Source organism: Pseudoalteromonas sp. NZS100_1, from assembly GCF_015864285.1.
GTDB lineage: Bacteria > Pseudomonadota > Gammaproteobacteria > Enterobacterales > Alteromonadaceae > Pseudoalteromonas > Pseudoalteromonas arctica.
In genome coordinates this window covers 295,836-316,068 of record NZ_JADYXN010000001.1, presented here as the reverse complement: position 1 = coordinate 316,068, position 20,233 = coordinate 295,836, and the positions used below count along the sequence as shown (strand labels likewise).

The following is a 20,233-nucleotide window of genomic DNA, read 5'->3' as shown; positions in this document are numbered from 1 at the left end:
AGTGATTAAAAAACGGCGAATTAGCATGCTAATTCGCCGTTTTGTTTATTTAAAAAGCAGTTAAACTAAAAGAGTGATTTTTCTCTTTACCTTTGGCGAAACTTCTCTATAATTCGTCGTCATTGCAGGGGCGTAGTTCCAATTGGTAGAACAGCGGTCTCCAAAACCGATGGTTGGGAGTTCGAATCTCTCCGCCCCTGCCATTTCTTCTTTACATCGTTTTTATTACTTCTTATATTGTTCAAATGTCTAATCTACTGAGTTGTTATGCATCCACGTTACGCAGCTATTTTTGATATAGAAAATCTTGAACTCAATCAACATTATTGTCCTCAAGCAAATGATCAAGCTAATACTTTATCGCAAAGCACGATAGCTAGTTCTTTAACGCTAAATGAGCAACTACTTGCAGACATTAAACTCAGTGCAGAGCCTATTATTATAAATAGCGTTGTACAGGGCAGTGAGATGCAATTAAACGATAATAAGCTTACATTGCCAACCCCACAGCTCAACGCCTCTGAGAAGCGTGCTTTATGGGCTTTAATGAGTAAACACCTTGATAAACTTTAAATCAGTAGATGAAACTGCAATACCTCAATTAATGGCCATCGAAACAGCGTGTCATAGCCATCCGTGGACTTTAAATACAATGGGTTCATGTATAGGCGGGCGCTATTTTAATGTTGCCGCATTTGATGAGGCGAGCATGATTGGTTTTTATATTGGTGAAAAAGCAGGGCCTGATTTTACACTTATGGATATTTGTGTAACACCAAGTCACCAGGGTAAGGGTATTGCAAGGCAGTTGTTAGCGCAGTTTATTGAATATGGTGAGCAGCAAAATGCTGAAAACCTCTTTTTAGAAGTTCGCGAATCAAATACGCGTGCTATTGCGCTGTATGAGCGCGCAGGCTTTGCTGAGATGTCAGTGCGTAAAAACTACTACCCAAGCGATAACCCTGCTAAAAATGGCTTTGAAGACGCTATTTTAATGGGTATGGCGCTAGGTTTAAACTTTTCATAATTAAAGTCGGTAATTAGCATTTAAAATATAGAGCCGTTAAAGTACTGCATTTGTACAGTTTTGTAAGTTTGCTTTTTAGGTTACTTTGTCGCTAATTGCTTGCTCAATGGCTGCTATTAAATCATTTACCAGCTCGTCTCTTGGTACTTTATTGTTACTTTTTAAGTTCTCTTCAAGTGCCGCAGCGCTATGGTAAATTTCATCAAAGTTAAAGCATCCAGAACTGCCTTTAACACTGTGCGCTATACCTCTTAATGCTTCCCAATCATCACAATGCTGCAAAGCTTTAACTTCTTCTAAATATGTAGGTAAGTTAGCTAAGTAATTATCGGCAATTTGCTGAAACTTTTCGCTCTTTAATAGGCTATCCCATTTATTTTGATTATCTTTTTCAAGATGTAAATAGCTTACAAGTACTTTTTCGAGTGCATCTTTATCAATGGGTTTAGCCAGTGCTTTGTCGCAACCAGCTTCTAGATAAGTGCCTATATCATGGTTCATTACATTGGCAGTAAGGGCAATGATAGGGCCATCATACGCTGCATGACGAAGCATTTTAGTCGCTTCTAATCCGCCCATTACAGGCATTTGCATATCCATAATAATAAGTTGGTAGTCGTTTACGAGCGCCATTTCTACAGCTTGTGCGCCATTACTGGCAATATCGGGTTCAAGACCCCAGGTTTGCAGTAATAATTTAATTAATAGTTGGTTATCTGGGTTATCCTCAGCCACTAATATATTGGCGTCGAAGCTATTGGTTGCAAACGATAAGAGAGGATCTTTCTCTGGTATTAACTGGCTGTCTTGCGTTAAAAATTCAAGCATGGGTTGATCATCAGATAGCTGACATGCCACCCTAATTGTAACTCGGCTACCTACACCCACTTCACTTTCAAGGTTTACATCGCCACCAAGTAACAGTGCTAAGTTTTTAGAAATACACAACCCAAGACCTGTACCACCAAAACGACGTGTAGTTGTGGCATCGGCTTGTTCAAACGGCTTAAATACACGTTCTATTTGATGCTCAGACATACCAATACCAGTATCTTTAATTACAAACTCTAGCTTTTGACTTGCTTGTAAATAATGCACACAAATAGACACGCTACCATTTTCGGTAAATTTAACGGCGTTATTAGCAATGTTTATAAGTATTTGTTTTAAGCGGGTCACATCACTATAAATGGTGCGGGGTAGCGGCAGTTGATAGTCGATATTAAGGGTTAATTGTTTTTCTTGTGCCAGTGGTTGAATAATTGATTCAATATCGTGCACAAGCTGCACTACGTTTAACGCTGACAAATCAACAGCCAGCTTTTCAGCTTCAATTTTAGATAAATCGAGTATGTTATTTATTAACTCTAGTAAGTGTTTTGAATTACGTAAAATAGTGCTTAGGTGTTGTTTGTCATTCGCTACTTTATCGTTGTGTAGTAACTGCTCAGTAAAGCCCATAATGGCCGTGAGCGGCGTGCGTATTTCGTGACTCATGTTAGCTAAAAAACGACTCTTAAGTTGATTAGCTTGCTCAGCTTGGCCAATAGCTAACTCAAGTTGGCTGTTCATAGCTTCAAGTGCTTGGGTACGACTTTCCACTTTATCTTCAAGGTGGTGTTTGTATTCTTCAAGCTGTTGTTGGTAGTGCCTTATTTGATTAACCATGTGGTTAAAGTCGTTAAATAAAACACCTACTTCATCATTTGTATGAGCTGGTAAGTGCACCGACAAATCGCCATCACCAACACGATGACTCGCAGCCCCGAGTAACTCAATTGGGTTAAGTAATAAATTGCGGACCACTACAAAAATTAATATTGGCAGGGTGATCACCGAAATAATAACAATTAAGCCTGTTATTAAACTTATGGCTTTACCTGATTGATAAAGCACCCCTTTGGGAATGGTCGATACGTAATAATATCCGCCGGGCATTTGCACTGCAAAAATCATTCGCTCTATTTTGTCTATGCTTGAGAGTTCAATAGTTGAAAGCATGCCGATATCAGCGAGGTCGTGCACTTGATTAAGTTCGTACTCGCTTATGTATTGGCCACGCATATTATAATCGGAGCTAAATAAAATTTTCCCGTCTTTAGTCAACATTAAATTAAGCGTGTTGTTATATGGCGCTTCTAAAATACTAGAGTTTAGTATTGAAGGTTCTATATGTATTACAATAAAACCAAGCTGCTGTGGTCGTTTTAAATAGTAATCAACACTATAAATTCGTTGAATAAAATATAAACTAGTGGTGCCATCATCCTTTTGAATCATAAATTGCTGTTTACTTAAATTACTTTGCAATACTTGATTAAAAAACGGGTAGCTTTTAGGCGCTGTTGTTAGGTTGTTAGAGTAGTAGGCATCGCTTTTCCCACTGGCTGAAACTAAATTAATGCTAATTATATCGGGATAAGCCTCACTGTAACTGGCAAATACATCCATAAGCGCGCCAAGTTTTCGGGTGTAATTACCGTTGGCACGAATGTCGTTTGCTAAAAAATCACTAAGTACTGGCGAGGTTGAAAGTAGTTTTGCTGTAGAGTGAAAAGAGTCGATATAATTAAATATTTTTTGCTGTTGTTGCTCAACAAAACGGCTCATTATTAAATCAGCTTGTTTTTGTGTTGAATTAGTTACATTGGTGAGCGTAAAGCCACCTAAAAATAGCAGCGGTAGAATAACAAGGGGTGTTATATACCATAATAATCTAATACTTAACTTACTGGTTTTCATGACCAAACGACTTATCCTCCATGCAATCTATCAATAATATGCGTTACGACTTTATTACACAAGCTTGTGGCGGTCTTGGTGGCTAAATTACAATCAGTAGTTACATGGTATTTAGCTCTGTATTGGTGTTTTTTTATTTTATTAAGTTATTTTAATTTAATAAGTTACATGCTTATAACTGTTATTTTATTGTTCAAAAAAGTTTACATAAATTTACATCTTTTAAAGTCATTTTTTTAAAGATAAATGCTATCACTTAAAATTAAATTTTCTAATTTACTCTTAGTTATAAATACCAGTGGGTTAACGCAGGGCTGTTAGCCGGGCCACTAGGTTATATTCTCAAGCAAGGCTTAAAAATTCTAATGGTGTGCAGGGGCTTGGTGTATTGTGTGCTGATTCTATTTATTTGGCTTATTACTGATTTTTTTGTACCTCATTTGCAGTTAGGCTTCCCAAAATCCATATTGATAAAAAAGATCAGCTAATAACCAACCATTGATTGTTTATAAGGCCAAGATCAGCGAAAATAGTCTTCAATTACGATTAACATAACGGATCGCATGTGAAGGGCCAATTTAGGGCTTTTCTGATGGTGTGTTGAGCTTTCGAGGTTGCTCTATACCAATTTTATTAAAAACAAGATCGTTCTAGCGTATTAAATAACTCACTAACTACGTTAAAAATTATTCATAGAGAATAACTCTATGTGATAATTTCGCCTTGTTATTGCGCTATTTTATTATCGCTATAATAGAACGCTAATTTAATGCAATTGGTATTATTTAAGCCTTGAAAGCTCAGCATACTTAAAGTGGATAATATCCGTATACAAACTAAAAGAACTTTTTTAATGGCAGATCAAAATCTCCTTAGCGAAATTAATAAACGACGAACCTTTGCTATCATCTCTCACCCAGATGCTGGTAAAACAACCATTACCGAAAAAGTATTGTTATTCGGACAAGCTATTCAACGAGCCGGCACTGTAAAAGGCCGTGGCTCTAACCAGCATGCAAAGTCTGACTGGATGGAAATGGAAAAAGAGCGTGGTATATCTGTTACTACCTCTGTAATGCAGTTTCCATATAACAACGCACTTGTTAATTTACTTGATACTCCAGGACATGAAGATTTCTCGGAAGATACTTACCGCACATTAACTGCGGTAGATTCGTGTTTAATGGTTATTGATGCGGCAAAGGGTGTAGAAGATCGTACCCGTAAGCTAATGGAAGTTACACGCCTGCGTACAACGCCAATTGTTACGTTTATGAATAAATGTGACCGTGAAATTCGCGACCCAATGGAAGTGCTTGACGAAGTTGAAACAGAGCTAAATATTGCCTGTGCACCCATTACTTGGCCAATTGGCTGTGGTAAAGAGTTCAAAGGTGTTTATCACATTCATAATGACGAAGCTGTTTTATACAAAACAGGTCAGGGTCATAAAATTCAAGAAGTTCGTACCATTAAAGGTCTTGATAACCCAGAACTTGATATTGCCATTGGTGAAGATTTAGCTGCGCAATTACGCGATGAGCTTGAGCTTGTTATTGGCGCATCAAACGAATTTGATTTAGATCTGTTTTTAGCAGGTGAGCTTTCGCCAGTTTATTACGGTACCGCACTTGGTAACTTTGGTGTTGACCACGTTTTAGATGGTTTAACTAAATGGGCACCAACGCCACTGCCTCGTGAAACCGAAGACAGACTTATTGTTGCAACTGAAGAAAACTTTACTGGTTTTGTATTTAAAATTCAGGCCAACATGGACCCTAAACACCGTGACCGTATTGCATTTATGCGTATTGTATCGGGTAAGTATAGCCAAGGCATGAAAATGAATCACGTGCGAATTGGCAAGCAAGTGAGCATTTCTGATGCGGTAACCTTTATGGCGGGCGATCGTGAGCGCGCAGCTGACGCTTACGCGGGCGATATTATTGGTTTGCATAACCACGGTACCATTCAAATTGGTGATACGTTCACACAAGGCGAAAAGCTTAAATTTAGTGGTATCCCTAACTTTGCGCCTGAATTATTCCGCCGTATTCGTCTTCGCGATCCGCTTAAGCAAAAGCAATTATTAAAAGGCTTAGTACAGCTTTCTGAAGAAGGTGCTGTGCAGGTATTTAGACCGCTTATAAACAACGATTTAATTGTGGGCGCGGTAGGTGTACTTCAGTTTGATGTAGTTGTAGCGCGCTTAAAAGCCGAATATAACGTAGATGCTATTTACGAAGGTGTAAACGTAAATACAGCGCGTTGGGTAAGCAGCGACGATGTGAAAAAGTTTGAAGACTTTAAGCGCAAGTGCGAAAGTAATTTAGCACTCGATGGTGGCGATAACTTAACTTACATTGCGCCGAGCCGTGTAAATCTTAACTTATCGGTAGAGCGTTACCCAGAAGTGACATTTAACCACACTCGCGAAAACTAGAATCGACTGACTACAGTTAACTGAAAGCCTGCTTTGGCGGGCTTACAAAGGTAAAAAATATGAATATTCGTACTATTTTAATCGAAAAAGCCATTGCCGCTATGGCGGGCGCAGGCTTACCTGAAGATACAAACCCAGCAGTAACACAAAGCACACGTCCACAATTTGGTGATTACCAAATTAATGCAGCAATGGGCGCGGCTAAAAAAATGAAAAGCAATCCACGTGAGCTTGCGCAAAAAATTATAGATAATCTTGATGTAAGCGATATTGCTCAAAAGACTGAAATTGCTGGCCCAGGTTTTATTAATATTCATTTAAAGCCTGAGTTTTTAGCTCAAAGCGTACAAGCCGCTAACAGTGATGCAAAGCTTGCTGTAAACGAGCATGCTAACCCGCAAAAAGTGGTTGTTGACTATTCATCACCAAACCTTGCTAAAGAAATGCACGTAGGCCATTTACGTTCAACCATTATTGGTGACTCAATTGTACGTGCGCTTGAATTTAGAGGTGATACGGTTGTACGTCAAAATCACATGGGTGATTGGGGCACGCAATTTGGTATGTTAATCGCGCATTTAGAAGATCAAATTAGCCAAGGTGTTGATTTAGATTCTGTAGCGCTTGCTGATTTAGAAACCTTTTACCGCGATGCTAAAAAACGCTTTGACGACGAAGAAGGCTTTGCTGATAAAGCACGTAATTACGTTGTTAAATTACAAGGCGGCGATGCGCACTGTGAAAAACTTTGGAAACTGTTTATAGCTACCTCAGTTAAGCACTCTGAAGAAGTATACAAGCGTTTAAATGTAACACTTACTCAAGCTGATATTATGGCTGAAAGCGCATACAACGCAGAACTTAACGATATTATTAGCCTACTTAAAGATAAAAATATTGCAGTAGAGTCGCAAGGCGCGCAAGTTGTGTTTTTAGATGAACTTGCCAACAAAGATGGTGAACCATCTGCGTTTATCGTACAAAAATCTGGCGGTGGTTTTTTATATGCAACAACAGATTTAGCGGCATGTGATTATCGTTCAAATAAATTAGGTGCTGATCGTATCTTAATTTTTGTAGATGCACGTCAAAATCTACACTTTAATCAAGTAGAGCTAACAGCGCGTAAAGCAGGTTTATTACGAGACGAAACAAGTTACGAGTTTTGCCCGTTTGGCACCATGATGGGCGCCGATAACAAACCATTTAAAACACGTACTGGCGGCACAGTAAAACTTGCTGACTTATTAGAAGAATCAATTAACCGTGCAGCTGCAAAACTAGCTGAACGTGAATCGGATTTAAGTGATAGCGATCGCAGCGAGATTGCACGTAAAGTAGGTATTGGCGCAGTTAAATACGCCGACCTTTCTAAGCACCGTACCAGCGATTACATTTTTAACTGGGACAGCATGCTAAGCTTTGAAGGCGCAACCGCTCCTTATTTACAATATGCTTATACACGTATACGCAGTATTTTCCGTAAGTCAGGCGTTGATGCAGCTACATTAAATTCAGATGTTGCAATTATTGAGCCTCAAGAAAAAGCACTAGCACTTAAGCTACTACAGCTTGAAGAAGTACTTGATTTAATGATCAGCGAAGCAACACCGCACGTACTATGTGGTTACTTATATGAGCTAGCAAGCTTATACATGACATTTTACGAAGCCTGCCCAGTACTTAAAGAGGGCGTAGAGCCAAGCGTGCGCGATAGCCGTTTAGTGTTGTGTAATTTGGTTTCAAGAACATTAGAAACGGGATTGGACTTACTCGGCATTGAAGTCATGGAGCAAATGTAATCACCGTCGTATTTTAACCTAATACTGCGTTATCCACCCCAACTTACCCTAATCACATACAAACCGTATGCTCATAGGGATAAGTCGGGTTGGATGCCTTGTCTTAGGCTAAACTACTTAGGTGAACCGTCTGCTGCGTGTAGTTCGCTTTGACTGCGTTGTCGTGCTTTTTTAGCCTAAGTCACATACTAAATGTATGCTCCTTGGCATAAAAAAGCACTCCGTCTTGTCAGCACTTCTACACTTGCAGATATCTGAGTTGTGTAGTTTACGTTGTAGGTTGGGTTGAGTGAAACGAAACCCAACGATACGCCTGAGACTCTATGTTTATTGCTATCGAATGCACCTGAGGCTCTGTGTTTATTGCTATCGATAAACCTGAGACTCTATGTTTACTGCTATCGAATACACTCGAGACTCGGTGTTATTGCTATCGCATGCACCTGAATCTTAATATTTGTTACTACTCAACATCCATTGTTTTAAGCTCGCTACTCTAAGCTCTTTTCTAAGGCTTTATTTAAAGGACTTGTTATGAAACTCGAAGATATCCGCCGTGAATACCTGCAAGACGCGTTAAGCGAAGATAACTTGCAAGATGATCCATTCAAGCAGTTTGAAACATGGCTTGAGCATGCAGTGGCAAGCCAGTTACCCGATCCAACTGCGATGGTTGTAGCAACTGTTGATGAAACCGGTCAACCTTCACAGCGCATTGTGCTTTTAAAGCATCTGGATGATAACGGTTTTGTATTTTTTACCAATACAGGTTCGCGTAAAGCGCAAGAGCTTAAAGGTAATAATAAAATATCGCTGCACTTTCCGTGGCACCACATGGAACGCCAAGTTATTGTATATGGCGAGGCTAAACCATTACCTACCTCTGCTGTGGCAAAGTACTTTTTATCTCGTCCTAAAGAAAGCCAATTAGCTGCATGGGCATCAGCGCAAAGTCGTCCGGTGTCATCACGTAAAGTACTAATGGAAACCTTCGCCAACATGAAAAGTAAGTTTGCTAAATGTGAAATTCCATTGCCTGATTTTTGGGGCGGATATTGTGTAGTACCCACTAAAATTGAGTTTTGGCAAGGTGGGGCGCATCGTTTGCATGATCGCTTTATATATCAGCGCCAAGCAGATAACAGCTGGCAAATTACACGCTTAAACCCTTAATTAAAAGATGAGTAAGTAACCGTGCAATTTATTGACTCTCATTGCCACCTCGACTTTAGCGAGTTTGATTCGAATCGTGAATCGCTCATAAGTGAGTGTGTAGCAAAGGGAGTTAATCAGTTTGTTGTGCCGGGTATTACGCTTGCTCAATCACATACTCTCATAAAACTCAAAGCAACTTACCCAAGTATAAAAATAGCCGCAGGGCTACATCCTTACTTTTTAGAGCAACATAACGAATCGCACATAGAAGCGTTATTTGAATTCGCGACTACAAATAAACATCAGCTGGTTGCTATTGGGGAGTGCGGGCTTGATCGAAGTATTGAAAACCTTCCTAAACAAACTTATTTATTTGAGCAGCAAATAGGGCTTTCTAATGAGCTTAATTTACCGCTTATTGTGCATCATAGGCAAAGCCATGATTTAATTGCGCAATCGTTTAAGCGGTGTAAGCCAAAAAACGGGGGAGTGATTCATGCCTTTTCGGGCTCACTTCAACAAGCGCAGTACTATATTAAGCAGGGTTTTAAGCTTGGCATAGGCGGTGTTATTACCTATGATCGCGCAGTTAAAACACGCGCTGTTATTGCTGCTATTGAGCCAGAGCACTTAGTGCTTGAAACCGACTCACCTTCAATGCCGTTAAGCGGTCATCAAGGTGAAGTTAACACGCCATTACATATACCTGATGTATTTAACGCGTTATGTGATTTAAAGCCACATAGTGAAAGAGGGACGCTTGCAAAGCAGCTTTACGATTCTTGTTCAGATGTTTTTTGCATATAGCGATTTACCTGCCAACGTTTTAATCCACGCCCTAACTGCCACGTAAAAATACATGCAATCACTAGCATTAACAATACTTGACGACCTAAGTCATGAAAATGATTATGGCTGTCGGATATTGCGGCGCGAGTTAAATAAGTAACAGACACAAAGCCTATAGGGCGGTCATCATCGCTTATCACGGGTTCCATAAAAGGTGTTTTTAGTTTACTAATACCCGGTGTAGAGTCAGGGAGTTGTCCATAAATATGATGTGACTGCCAATTGTCACTGCTAGCAATTAAAATGCCTTGTTGATCATAAATAGTCGCAGAAAGTACAAATTCATCTTTACTTATATCGTTACAAATGGCGTTGAGCTGTGGTTTGTTTTTTTCAATAAGCGGTGTTTTAACATTTAAAGCCATAAACTGAGTGAGGCTTTTTGCCGTGCTATCGGCACTATCATAAAGTAACTGATGACTCTGAAAACTACTATTAACACCTACCCAGCTTAGTAATACAAAACAACCAGCCGCTAGTATTAAGCGAACAAGTCGTTTTCTTTGAGAAGCAGTAATAGGGTTTTTAATATGGTTATTTTTCATAGTCACCGTTTATGCTACTGACAGCATTTTGATTTGATGTTACAACTACACTAACTATAACCTTAAACCCCACCTGATGGCGAATTTAGTGTTGAGAATACCAGTTATGATATGCCAATTATCAGGAAAATAAAAATAAACACGGAGATTCCATGTCGCAAATCAACATGGCACAGCAAGCTGCTGAGCAACCATTACAACACTTAACTCTAAATAAATGGTTTAGCTATAGTGGTGGTGCATTTACACCTCTTGATTATATACCAAACAAAGCATTAGGGTTATTTAGCATCGCATTTGCGGGTGATTTTGAAGAAAAACACATTGTTAGCATTATTGATTTTTTAGCTATGCATAACCAAACCGTCACTGCTATATGCCAATATCAACCAGATTTAGGGTTAGCTCCAGCACTGTGTTTTTACGCGCAAAACTCCGATCAAGCTATAAACCCGTTAGTACTACAAGAGTTTTCAAGCACTCTAGATTGTCAATTAGTGCAAGTTGCTACTGTGCCTAATTTATATGAGCCTGGTTTATTGGTTATGGATATGGATTCAACTGCAATAACTATTGAGTGCATAGACGAAATAGCACGCCTTGCGGATGTTTACGACGAAGTTGCCTCTGTAACCGCACTTGCAATGGCGGGTAAACTTGATTTTAGCGAGAGTTTAAATCAGCGCGTAGCTAAACTGGCTGGTATTGAAAAAAGCTTAATTGAAGAGCTAAAAAGTGCATTGCCACTCATGCCGGGCATTAAAGTGCTGTGTCAAATTCTAAAACAGCATGACTGGTATTTAGCAATTGCATCAGGTGGTTTTGTACCGTTTGCAGAGCGCGTTCAAGAGCTTATTAATTTAGATGAAGTGCACGCTAATGTACTCGAATTTAAAGACGATAAACTAACAGGTAAAGTACTGGGTACAATTGTAGATGCACAACAAAAAGCAATTATTCTAGAGTCGTTACAACATAAACTAGGGCTTGAGAAGTCGCAAACAGTTGCTATTGGCGATGGCGCAAACGATTTAGTCATGATGGCAAAAGCTGGCCTAGGTGTAGCAGTGCATGGCAAACCTAAAGTAGTTGAGCAAGCACAAGCGGCTATTTGTGAAGGGTCATTATTACAATTGTTGTATATGTTGGCCATTCCGTTAGATAAAGAGCCCGCTCTTTAAAGTTGTTTAAGTTAAACTGCTTAGCGTAAGCGGTTTAACCAAATTAGTTTACGGCGGCCCATTTGTTCAACTTGCTCTTTTTTAAGCTCTAAATGGCTTAGAGCTTCTTCAGTTATATCTACTACGTCCCCCACGCCTGCAACAGCCCATAATGCTTCTTCTAAATCTTTTGCTTTATGCATTGCATATTGGCTTACGTATTTAAGCTCATTAGATAGGTAGTCAGTATCGGGGCGACCTGTGCGCGAAATATACAAACGCATCACAAATATAAGTTGTGATGTAATGCCTTTACTAATTTGTTTATAAAAGCTTGAGTAGTCTTCACCTAAAGCGCATTGGCTAACAATAGCCTCTTCAATTTTGCCCTTACGAGGGTCGAAATTAATAGCGAGTGTAAAAGCAAGCGGTGCGTCTTGGCGACTGCGATCTTTAATATTAGGCGTTATTACATTAATAATTTGCTCTTCGGTAAGGATACTCGAAAAGTCAGTTTTGTTACCTAATAAGCCAAAATTTTGCAAAATAACATGCATAGGACTGGCGTATAAGCCATAACCAATTGCACCTGTTTTAAAGTGTGCAGCTTCCTTGTGTAAATACAGCGGAAATTGGCATACACTTTTTGTAACCATATTTCTAAGCGCGGTAGATAAGCCTTCTACTTTTGGCGCTTCTTCAGATACTTTAAGTTTGTCTTTATTACCTTCTATTAGCTGAGTGAAAAAAGTCACGCCAGCATGGGGTAAATCAGCAACACGATTCGCTTTTAGGTTAATAGTAGTGAATGACTTACTAATGGCCATTATTTCGTACTTTAGTTCGCTAAGTTTATGCTTTTTAGTTATTTTTTGAAGCTCAGGAAATGTTAAAAGTACTATATCACCTTTTTTAAATGTGACTGGTTGCTCGCACTCTAATTGCAAACCCATTACAGAAAAGTCACGTGTATAACCGTTAAATACTTCATCATTAATAGTGACGCTAACCGGTGTTTTATAAAGGTAGCGCTTATGCGAGCGTAAATTTACGTATTCAAGTGGCACAATATCTAAATAAGGTGGCGTTTTATGTTTTGCGTGGCCAAAATGTTTAAGCTGATTTACTAACGCTTTATCAAAAGTAAGTTGTTTATAATCTGCTTGCTCTGTTTTATTGCCAATACTTGTAAGTACAACAATATATTTAACGTCTTTTATAAGGCCTTTAACTCGAGGGGAAGGCGGCTTGTTGAGTTTTTCAATATTAGCGCCAGCACTATTAGGTAATGAAAGCGGTATAAAAGAATCATCTGGATGACTTGGCATTATTTGTATTTTAAAGCACTGCCAACTTTCTTTTTGGCTACCAAAACCTAAAAATAGATCACGTAATTTAGGGTTATTATTTAGCTCAGTTCGTGTCGCAGAGTAATAGTAAATTTTACCCGATGATATATGTGTAAATGTATAGAGGTAATCTTCTTTGACCGCGGTAATTTGGGTTAGTAATTGTGTAATGCGCTGATGATTGAGTATATTGTACAAACACGGTGTTTTTCTTTCATCGGTAAAATAGCGCTGGATAAAAATATTATTTTCAGTAGTAAGGCTAAGGCTTGGGTAATACTGTTCATCTTTTTTGCTTAAAAATACATATAAAGACGTTACACGAGGGATGTAGTATTGCTCATACCCCTTTGATACTACAGCATCGAGCGTGTTATCTAAATTTACTTTATAACGACGTTTATTACCGTGAATAAAGCTTTCTAAAAAGTCATTAAAGGCGTCGTTATTTTCGATATAAGTGCGTTTTAAGCGAATGTGGTTGTATTCACGAGAGATATTTTCAACGGCAACAACCTCGTATTGAATACCGTTTTTTAGGCCAAGTTCAAAGTCTTGTTCAAGGCCTACCAAGCGCATTGCTATTAGTTCACCTTTTTTTATAGAGTAGCGCGTTGCAAGCTTAACCTTACAACCGCTTAAAGATATATCTGAGGTGCTAGCAGCAATGTTCTTTTTATCTTTGTAATCAATAGTTACTTTTATTGAGTAATTCATCCGTTCTTCACGGCGGCTCTCGTAAGAGGCAAACTTAATGACTTCAGTGCTTAAGTTACTTTCTGATTCTTGTAGTTCTGATTTTTCGGCGGCTTGTTTTTGTAATACTCGGTGGTTATTTTCTGTATTCATTACGGCTTCGTAAACGGCTAGGGTATATTCACCATGCTGTTTAAGTGCTTTTTCAAACACTTCAATGGCTGTGTCATCCATAAAGTGCTGTTTGCCGTTATGCTCATACGGTTTTACTTGGCCCGTCACTAATCCACGAAGATCAACAAAGCGTGCCACTGGCTGAGATAAGCGTGACATTTCCATTTTCATCAAAAATTGCTCAGGTTTGGTTAACCCAGCGGTTTTTGATTTGAAAATTAGGTCAAATTTAGCATTGCCTAAATATGTTTTTAACTCATTCACGAGGTCTTCGTGTTTGAGCATTATGTCATCAGCCATTTATAAAACCATCACCGTCTAATTGAAAAAGTAGGTATACTGTTAAGTCCATTTATTAGAAGTTCAATAAACGTTAAATCGCGCTATGTTATTAATATAGGTACAATTATTTTAGTTACTACTGTTTAGCTCTTGTTATTATGTGTTATATGCCATTTTGTTGGCAAGTTACTTTAAACTATTTCAAAGCAAAAAGTATGCCCTAAATTATAGCTAAAAAGAAACACCATGTGTATTTAATGATTGTGACGCTAGATTTTTACGCAGGCAAGAGTTTGTTGCTAAGTAAATGCTTGAAGTGGCAAAATAAGTTATTAGAAGTAAATGTTTTTAAAATTAGAGAATCGTAGATAAGGTTATAAATGACTAAAGCGGCAAAAATAGAGTTTGTGTGTACAGAATGTGGCATGAACTACCCACGTTGGCAGGGTCAATGCCGCTGCGGTGCGTGGAACACATTAGCAGAATTTAAACCTTCAGCAGGGCAGAGTAAAAAAGCGTCAGTTCGAGCAAATGTAGGTGGTTATGCTGGCGGTGCTGGTGGCGGCTCTAAAAAAATTAATGATATTGCTACGTCAGAGGCAGAAAAACAGCTAACTGAAATAGGCGAGCTCGATCGTGTGCTAAGCGGTGGTGTAACTACCGGCTCTGTTAATATAATTTCGGGTGATCCAGGTGCTGGTAAAACAACCTTGCTATCTGATCTAGTGGCGAGAATGTCACAACGTATGCCGTCACTTTACTGTACGGCCGAGGAGTCATTATCGCAGTTTAAAAACAGGGTAAATCGTTTAAAGTTAAACTATAACCCTGACGAGCTTTATTTACTTTCAGAAACCAGTGTTGAAACCATCATTGAAGAGCTCGAGAAAAATAAAATTAAGTTTGCTGTTATTGACTCTATTCAAGCGGTTGTAACCGAAACGGCAAATGGTAGCCCAGGTTCGCCTTCGCAAGTAAAAAGTGCCGCCCAAGCATTGACTCAATACTGTAAGCAAAATGATGTAACCATGTTTATTATTGCTCATGTAAATAAAAATAACGAAATAGCAGGTCCTCAAACACTTGTACATATTGTCGATGCGCTTTTACACATAGACACCAACGATGGGCAAATTCGAACCCTTAGGGCAAATAAAAACCGCTTTGGTGATATAGATACCGTTGGCATTTTTAAAATGTGCGAACGTGGGATGTTAAGCGTTGATAACCCGAGCGAAATTTTCTTGTCGGGTTCAACCACTGACTCGCCAGGCTCTACAATTACCTGTATTCGTAAAGGCAATCGTAATTTATTGCTGGAAATTCAGTGTTTAACGACCGAAACCGAGGCGGAATTTCCGCAGCGTGTGTGCGTTGGTTTAAACATGAACCGCATAAAAATGCTGACTGGCATATTACGAAAACACACTAAAACCAAAATATTCCACGATACGTTTTTTAATATTGTGGGTGGCCTAAGAATTGATGAAACAGAAACTTGTATTGATTTAGCATTAGTAACCGCGTTACTTAGCAGCTTAAATGAATTTGTTGTGCCACGTACCACGTGTATTATGGGCGAACTCAGCTTAAACGGCGATGTACGCCCAATTGATAGTGGTGTGCCACGTGTTAAAGAAGCAGCACAACATGGTTTTACAGAAATATATATTCCATTTCGTAATTACCATAAGTCGATGGAAGGGCTGGGCGCTAAAATTACCCCAGTTAAAACAGTACATGAGTTGCTTAGTTTAATTAATTAATACTTACGGGTGTTAATGTGTAATGTTACTCTTAATAAAACTCGGTTTACACAAAGAATAGAATAAGGAAATAACATGAAAAAGTTAGTAATAGTTGCAGCGATTGTAGCTGCGGGCGTTGGTGGCGTGAGCTATGCAAATTATGTAGCTACACAAGAAGTGCGTGCAGAAGTAGATAAGCAACTTGCTTTAGTAAGCGAGCAAACTGGCGCTACATTTAAATACGCTGGTTTATCGGCAAGTGTTATTTCAAAAAGCGTAGAAATAACAAATATGGAAGTAATAAGCCCAGAGGGCGACAATGTTGCTAATATTCAAAGCATTGAAATAACAGGTTACGAGCCAGATAAAATATCACCGCATACATCATTTGATGTAAAAAGCTTTCAGTTTGATAAAGATTTTGTTTCAAAATTACCTGCTGATACAAACGAAATGCTCGCGTCGGCAAGTTACGACTTACATTCATCACTTGATTACGATGAAGAGTCTGGCAATAGTGATGTAGTCGTTAAGCTTGATGCAAAAGACATTGTTAGTTTTAATATGGATATGGGCTTGGCTAATTCAAAAGCATTAATGGATGCTTCATTAGCGATTAGTAAAGCGCAGCAAGAAGCGGGTAACCAGCCACTTACTTATGAGCAAGAGTTACAGCAGCAAACACTTGTTATGCAAGCAATGAGTAAGTTAGAGCCGCGCAATGTTAGCTTTGCCTTAAATAACCAAGGTAAGTTAAAAGACTTACTATCAAGTGAGCTTGAAAAGCAAGGCATGACGCTAGAGCAAATGGAAATGATGTTAGAGCAGCAGTTACAACAGGCTCCTGTAACTGAAAATATTGCAGAGGCTTTAACTAGCTTTGCTAAAGGTTTAAATTCATTCAGTGTGTCTGCAAAGCTACCTGAAGGTAAAACTATGATGGAAATTAACCAACAAGTTATGATGCTAATAGGGCAACCTGAAGAGCTAGTTAAGTTTATTAACTTAGAAGTTAAAGGTGATTAAGCCTTAGTTTTGTATTAATAAAGGCGCCAATTGGCGCCTTTATTATTTTGTGTTGTTATAAGCAGTTAGTAACTCTGATTGCTAAAGCAGTTTGCTTTTATGATATTGGTGATTATTTGTTGTGATGGTTTTATTTTTTCCATCGCTAAAAACTCATCAGGCTGATGCGCTTGGTTAATTGAGCCTGGGCCCATTACGATTGTTTCACAACCGAGTTGTTGGATAAACGGCGCTTCAGTGCAATAATTTACCGCGACCGCTTTCTGCCCCGCTATTTTTTCAGCCATTTTAACTAAAGCACTGTCGGTGCTACCACTAAATGCCGGGATTGGTTCATGTAAATCAATAACGCTCACCGCATTTGGGTATTGCTGATTTATCTCTTTTGTTGCATCAAGCACTAATGCTTGTAGTTCTTGTACACTTAAACCTGGTAATGGGCGCATATCTATATGCATTTCACAGCAACCACAAATTCTATTCGCATTATCGCCACCATGAATATTACCTAAGTTTAATGTTGGATAAGGAATTTCAAAGTGATTTATTGAATACTTATGCTTTAATTGCTCTTTTAAGATCATCAATTTTGTAATCACTTTATGCATTACTTCAATGGCGTTAAGGCCACGTTCGGGATCTGAGCTATGCCCAGAGCGACCAACCACTCTTATTGCTGTACTCATATGGCCCTTGTGCATAAATACTGGCGTCATATCAGTAGGTTCGCCAATTATACAGCGTGCAGGTTTTAAATTAGGGTGCTTACATATTTGCTGTGCACCTGCCATAGTTGTTTCTTCATCAGCAGTGGCGAGTATTAAAATAGGTTGAGTTTGCTGCTTTTCATCAAGTTCACTAATCGCTTGTAATACAAAAGCAAAAAATCCTTTCATATCAATGCTTCCCAGCCCATACAATTTATTGTCTAGTTCGGTAAGTTTAAACGGATTGTGGTTCCAGCGGCTGTCATCAAAAGGCACTGTATCTGTGTGGCCCGCAAGCATTAACCCGCCATCGCCTTTTCCACGCTTTGCTAATAAATTAAAGCGGCCTTTACCTCCTTCTAATTCAATAATTTCACACGTAAAACCGAGTGTTTCGCACCACCTAGCAAGGAGTTCAATTACGTTTTTATTGCTCATACACAAGCTGTCTTCAATTGCACTAATAGAAGGGGCTGCAATCAATTGTTGATACATAGAAATAAACGAAGGCAAAGGCATAAAAAAATCCAAAATTATTATTCAATTTAATTGCATAACAATATAAAAGTATTTATGATGAATATCAATTCACTTTTTAAGCATAAATATATTAAAGTAAAGCTATGAAAATAATGCGACGATAATCTACAAATTCATTAAATTAAGTCTTAATTTAGCGTCTTAGCTAGTTTAAGCGAACAACATATATATTTAGCAGTAAATTTAAAAATAACGAGTAATCAATGAATGTAGTTATTATTGGCGCAAGCGGTTATAGCGGCGCAGAGTTAGCAAGCTTAGTTGCTAATCATCCAAACCTTACCTTAACAGGCTGTTATGTATCTGAGGGTAGCTTAGATAAAAATAAATTACTAAGTGATTTATACCCAGAGCACCTTGGCTTACTAGATTGTCCTTTACTTCCTCTTAGTGCATCAGCTTTTGATGACATTCAAAGTGATGCTGACTATGTGTGTTTATGTACCGATCACAAAGTAAGTGTTGATTTAGCGCCTCAATTTTTAGCTATGGGTAAAAAAGTATTTGATTTATCTGGTGGCTATCGCCTAGCAAATAATGATGATTACGTTACTTATTATGGTTTTGAGCATCAACACCCAGAGCTTTTAAATGAAGCGGCTTACGGTTTAGCAGAGTGGAACAGTGATGCTATCGCTAACGCAAAGCTAATTGCTGTTGCAGGCTGTTACCCAACAGCGGCGCTCAATGCACTTAAACCGCTTAAACAAGCAGGCTTATTGAGCAGCGAAAGTATTATCATTAATGCCGTTTCGGGTGTTACGGGTGCCGGGCGTAAAGCGAGTGTAGGAACACATTTTTGTGAGGTATCGCTTGCACCTTATGGTTTGTTTAACCATCGCCACGGTCCTGAAATTGAACAACACCTTGGCCACAAAGTATTATTTACACCGCATCTAGGTAGCTTTGCGCGCGGTATTTTAGAAACTATTTATGTACAACTTAAGCCTGGCGTTACCAAGGAAAACGTTGCATCGGCTTATCAAGTGCTTGCTAACGAACCATTAATTCGTTTGTTAGGCGATAAAATACCTTCAATTAAAGGTGTTGCTAAGCAACCATTTGTTGATATTGGTTGGCAGCAACAAGGCACGCAGTTAATTGTAATGTCTGCCATTGATAACTTATTAAAAGGCGCTGCTGGACAAGCTTTGCAGTGTATTAATATTTCTATGAATTTAGATCACACTACGGGCTTAAAAGGAGCGTTTTAAATGAGTAAAAAAACGTGGGTTATTAAACTCGGTGGTGCAGTACTTAATACAGAAAATGCAGCAAAAGCGTTATTTGATGTGCTAAGCGAGCAAAAAAATGATGAGTTTGTCATTGTTCATGGCGGTGGCTCTTTAGTAGATACATGGCTAAAGCAAGCGGGTTTTGCTAGTGCTAAACACCAAGGTTTACGTATTAGTCCAGCAGAGCAAATGCCTTATATAGTAGGTGCGCTTGCAGGTTGCGCTAATAAACAATTAATGACTCAAGCTATAAGCGCAGGGCATAAGCCTGTCGGCTTAAGTCTTTTTGAGGCGGGTGTGACTGCAACCCAAAAATTAAAAGCGCTTTGCTTAGTGGGTAAATGCACAAGTAACGACGATTCTATCATCAATGATTTACTTAGAATTTCTCGTTTACCTATTGTTAGCTCTATCGGCTTTGATGAACAAGGCTTGTGGTACAACGTAAATGCAGATGAAGCTGCAGCGGCTATTGCCAGTAATTTAAATGCAGAACTAATTTTTATGACGGATGTAGAAGCGGTACTTGACGCAAATAAACAACCGTTACATCAACTTGACACAAAACACATTGATACTTTAATTACAGATGGAGTAATTGTGGGCGGGATGGAGGTCAAAGTTAAGACCAGCCTTCACGCTGCCCAACATTTACGACGCGGTGTGTATATTTCCAGCTGGCAAAAGCCAGAAAATTTAACTGCTCTGCTGCAAGGTGAGCATGTCGGAACGAAGATTACACCATAGGTTTAT

The 20,233-nt window shown here is 38.9% G+C and carries 15 protein-coding genes and 1 tRNA gene; 12 read left to right on the top strand and 4 right to left on the bottom strand.

Annotation, left to right across the window (positions count from 1 at the left end):
• Positions 1–126: 126 nt before the first annotated feature.
• The 3 genes from I6F66_RS01400 to rimI all read left to right on the top strand — a co-directional run bounded on the left by I6F66_RS01400 (position 127) and on the right by rimI (position 1,027).
• Positions 127–203: transfer RNA gene (locus tag I6F66_RS01400), tRNA-Trp, on the top strand.
• Positions 204–267: 64 nt separating this feature from the next.
• Positions 268–573 carry a hypothetical protein gene (locus tag I6F66_RS01395; RefSeq protein WP_010553170.1) on the top strand — a complete coding sequence of 102 codons (306 nt, stop codon included), beginning with the start codon at positions 268–270 and terminating at the stop codon, positions 571–573.
• Positions 560–1,027 carry a ribosomal protein S18-alanine N-acetyltransferase gene (gene rimI / locus I6F66_RS01390; protein WP_007581622.1) on the top strand — a complete coding sequence of 156 codons (468 nt, stop codon included), beginning with the start codon at positions 560–562 and terminating at the stop codon, positions 1,025–1,027. The genes I6F66_RS01395 and rimI overlap by 14 nt, the downstream gene beginning before the upstream one ends.
• Before the next feature lie 75 nt (positions 1,028–1,102).
• On the opposite strand, the gene I6F66_RS01385 is transcribed toward rimI, so the two are convergent.
• A complete protein-coding gene (locus I6F66_RS01385) occupies positions 1,103–3,769 on the bottom strand; it encodes an ATP-binding protein (protein WP_197208523.1) in 2,667 nt (888 codons plus the stop codon).
• A gap of 853 nt (positions 3,770–4,622) precedes the next feature.
• On the opposite strand from I6F66_RS01385, the gene prfC reads away from it, so the two are divergent.
• The 4 genes from prfC (at position 4,623) to I6F66_RS01365 (ending at position 9,976) form a co-directional block, all read left to right on the top strand.
• The gene (gene prfC, locus I6F66_RS01380; RefSeq protein ID WP_007581628.1) at positions 4,623–6,212 is read left to right on the top strand and encodes a peptide chain release factor 3; all 1,590 of its coding nucleotides are present in this window, start codon (positions 4,623–4,625) and stop codon (positions 6,210–6,212) included.
• A 59-nt stretch (positions 6,213–6,271) separates the two neighbouring features.
• Entirely contained in the window at positions 6,272–8,014 is a 1,743-nt protein-coding gene (argS, locus tag I6F66_RS01375; RefSeq protein ID WP_197159669.1) for an arginine--tRNA ligase, read from the top strand.
• Positions 8,015–8,548: 534 nt separating this feature from the next.
• The gene (gene pdxH / locus I6F66_RS01370; RefSeq protein WP_197159670.1) at positions 8,549–9,187 is read left to right on the top strand and encodes a pyridoxamine 5'-phosphate oxidase; all 639 of its coding nucleotides are present in this window, start codon (positions 8,549–8,551) and stop codon (positions 9,185–9,187) included.
• A gap of 21 nt (positions 9,188–9,208) precedes the next feature.
• Positions 9,209–9,976, top strand: a complete 768-nt coding sequence (locus I6F66_RS01365) for a TatD family hydrolase (protein WP_165740679.1) — start codon at positions 9,209–9,211, stop codon at positions 9,974–9,976.
• On the opposite strand, the gene I6F66_RS01360 is transcribed toward I6F66_RS01365, so the two are convergent.
• On the bottom strand, positions 9,943–10,563 hold the full coding sequence (locus I6F66_RS01360; RefSeq protein ID WP_007581635.1) for an AhpA/YtjB family protein: 621 nt from the start codon (positions 10,561–10,563) through the stop codon (positions 9,943–9,945). The genes I6F66_RS01365 and I6F66_RS01360 overlap by 34 nt on opposite strands.
• A 152-nt stretch (positions 10,564–10,715) precedes the next feature.
• On the opposite strand from I6F66_RS01360, the gene serB reads away from it, so the two are divergent.
• On the top strand, positions 10,716–11,744 hold the full coding sequence (gene serB, locus I6F66_RS01355) for a phosphoserine phosphatase SerB (RefSeq protein ID WP_165740678.1): 1,029 nt from the start codon (positions 10,716–10,718) through the stop codon (positions 11,742–11,744).
• 20 nt (positions 11,745–11,764) lie between these two features.
• Here the strand turns inward: serB and I6F66_RS01350 are convergent, their stop codons facing one another.
• Positions 11,765–14,242 carry a PilZ domain-containing protein gene (locus tag I6F66_RS01350; protein WP_010553175.1) on the bottom strand — a complete coding sequence of 826 codons (2,478 nt, stop codon included), beginning with the start codon at positions 14,240–14,242 and terminating at the stop codon, positions 11,765–11,767.
• Positions 14,243–14,604: 362 nt separating this feature from the next.
• On the opposite strand from I6F66_RS01350, the gene radA reads away from it, so the two are divergent.
• A complete protein-coding gene (gene radA / locus I6F66_RS01345; protein WP_024590039.1) occupies positions 14,605–15,990 on the top strand; it encodes a DNA repair protein RadA in 1,386 nt (461 codons plus the stop codon).
• 75 nt (positions 15,991–16,065) lie between these two features.
• Entirely contained in the window at positions 16,066–16,998 is a 933-nt protein-coding gene (locus I6F66_RS01340; protein ID WP_197208521.1) for a hypothetical protein, read from the top strand.
• A 65-nt stretch (positions 16,999–17,063) separates the two neighbouring features.
• Here the strand turns inward: I6F66_RS01340 and argE are convergent, their stop codons facing one another.
• Positions 17,064–18,224 carry an acetylornithine deacetylase gene (gene argE, locus I6F66_RS01335; RefSeq protein ID WP_165734551.1) on the bottom strand — a complete coding sequence of 387 codons (1,161 nt, stop codon included), beginning with the start codon at positions 18,222–18,224 and terminating at the stop codon, positions 17,064–17,066.
• Positions 18,225–18,448: 224 nt separating this feature from the next.
• Between argE and argC the strand changes: the two genes are divergently transcribed.
• Positions 18,449–19,459 (top strand): N-acetyl-gamma-glutamyl-phosphate reductase, encoded by a 1,011-nt coding sequence (argC, locus tag I6F66_RS01330; RefSeq protein WP_197101131.1) that lies wholly within the window; start codon positions 18,449–18,451, stop codon positions 19,457–19,459.
• Positions 19,460–20,227, top strand: a complete 768-nt coding sequence (argB, locus tag I6F66_RS01325) for an acetylglutamate kinase (protein WP_165727586.1) — start codon at positions 19,460–19,462, stop codon at positions 20,225–20,227.
• Positions 20,228–20,233 lie beyond the last annotated feature (6 nt).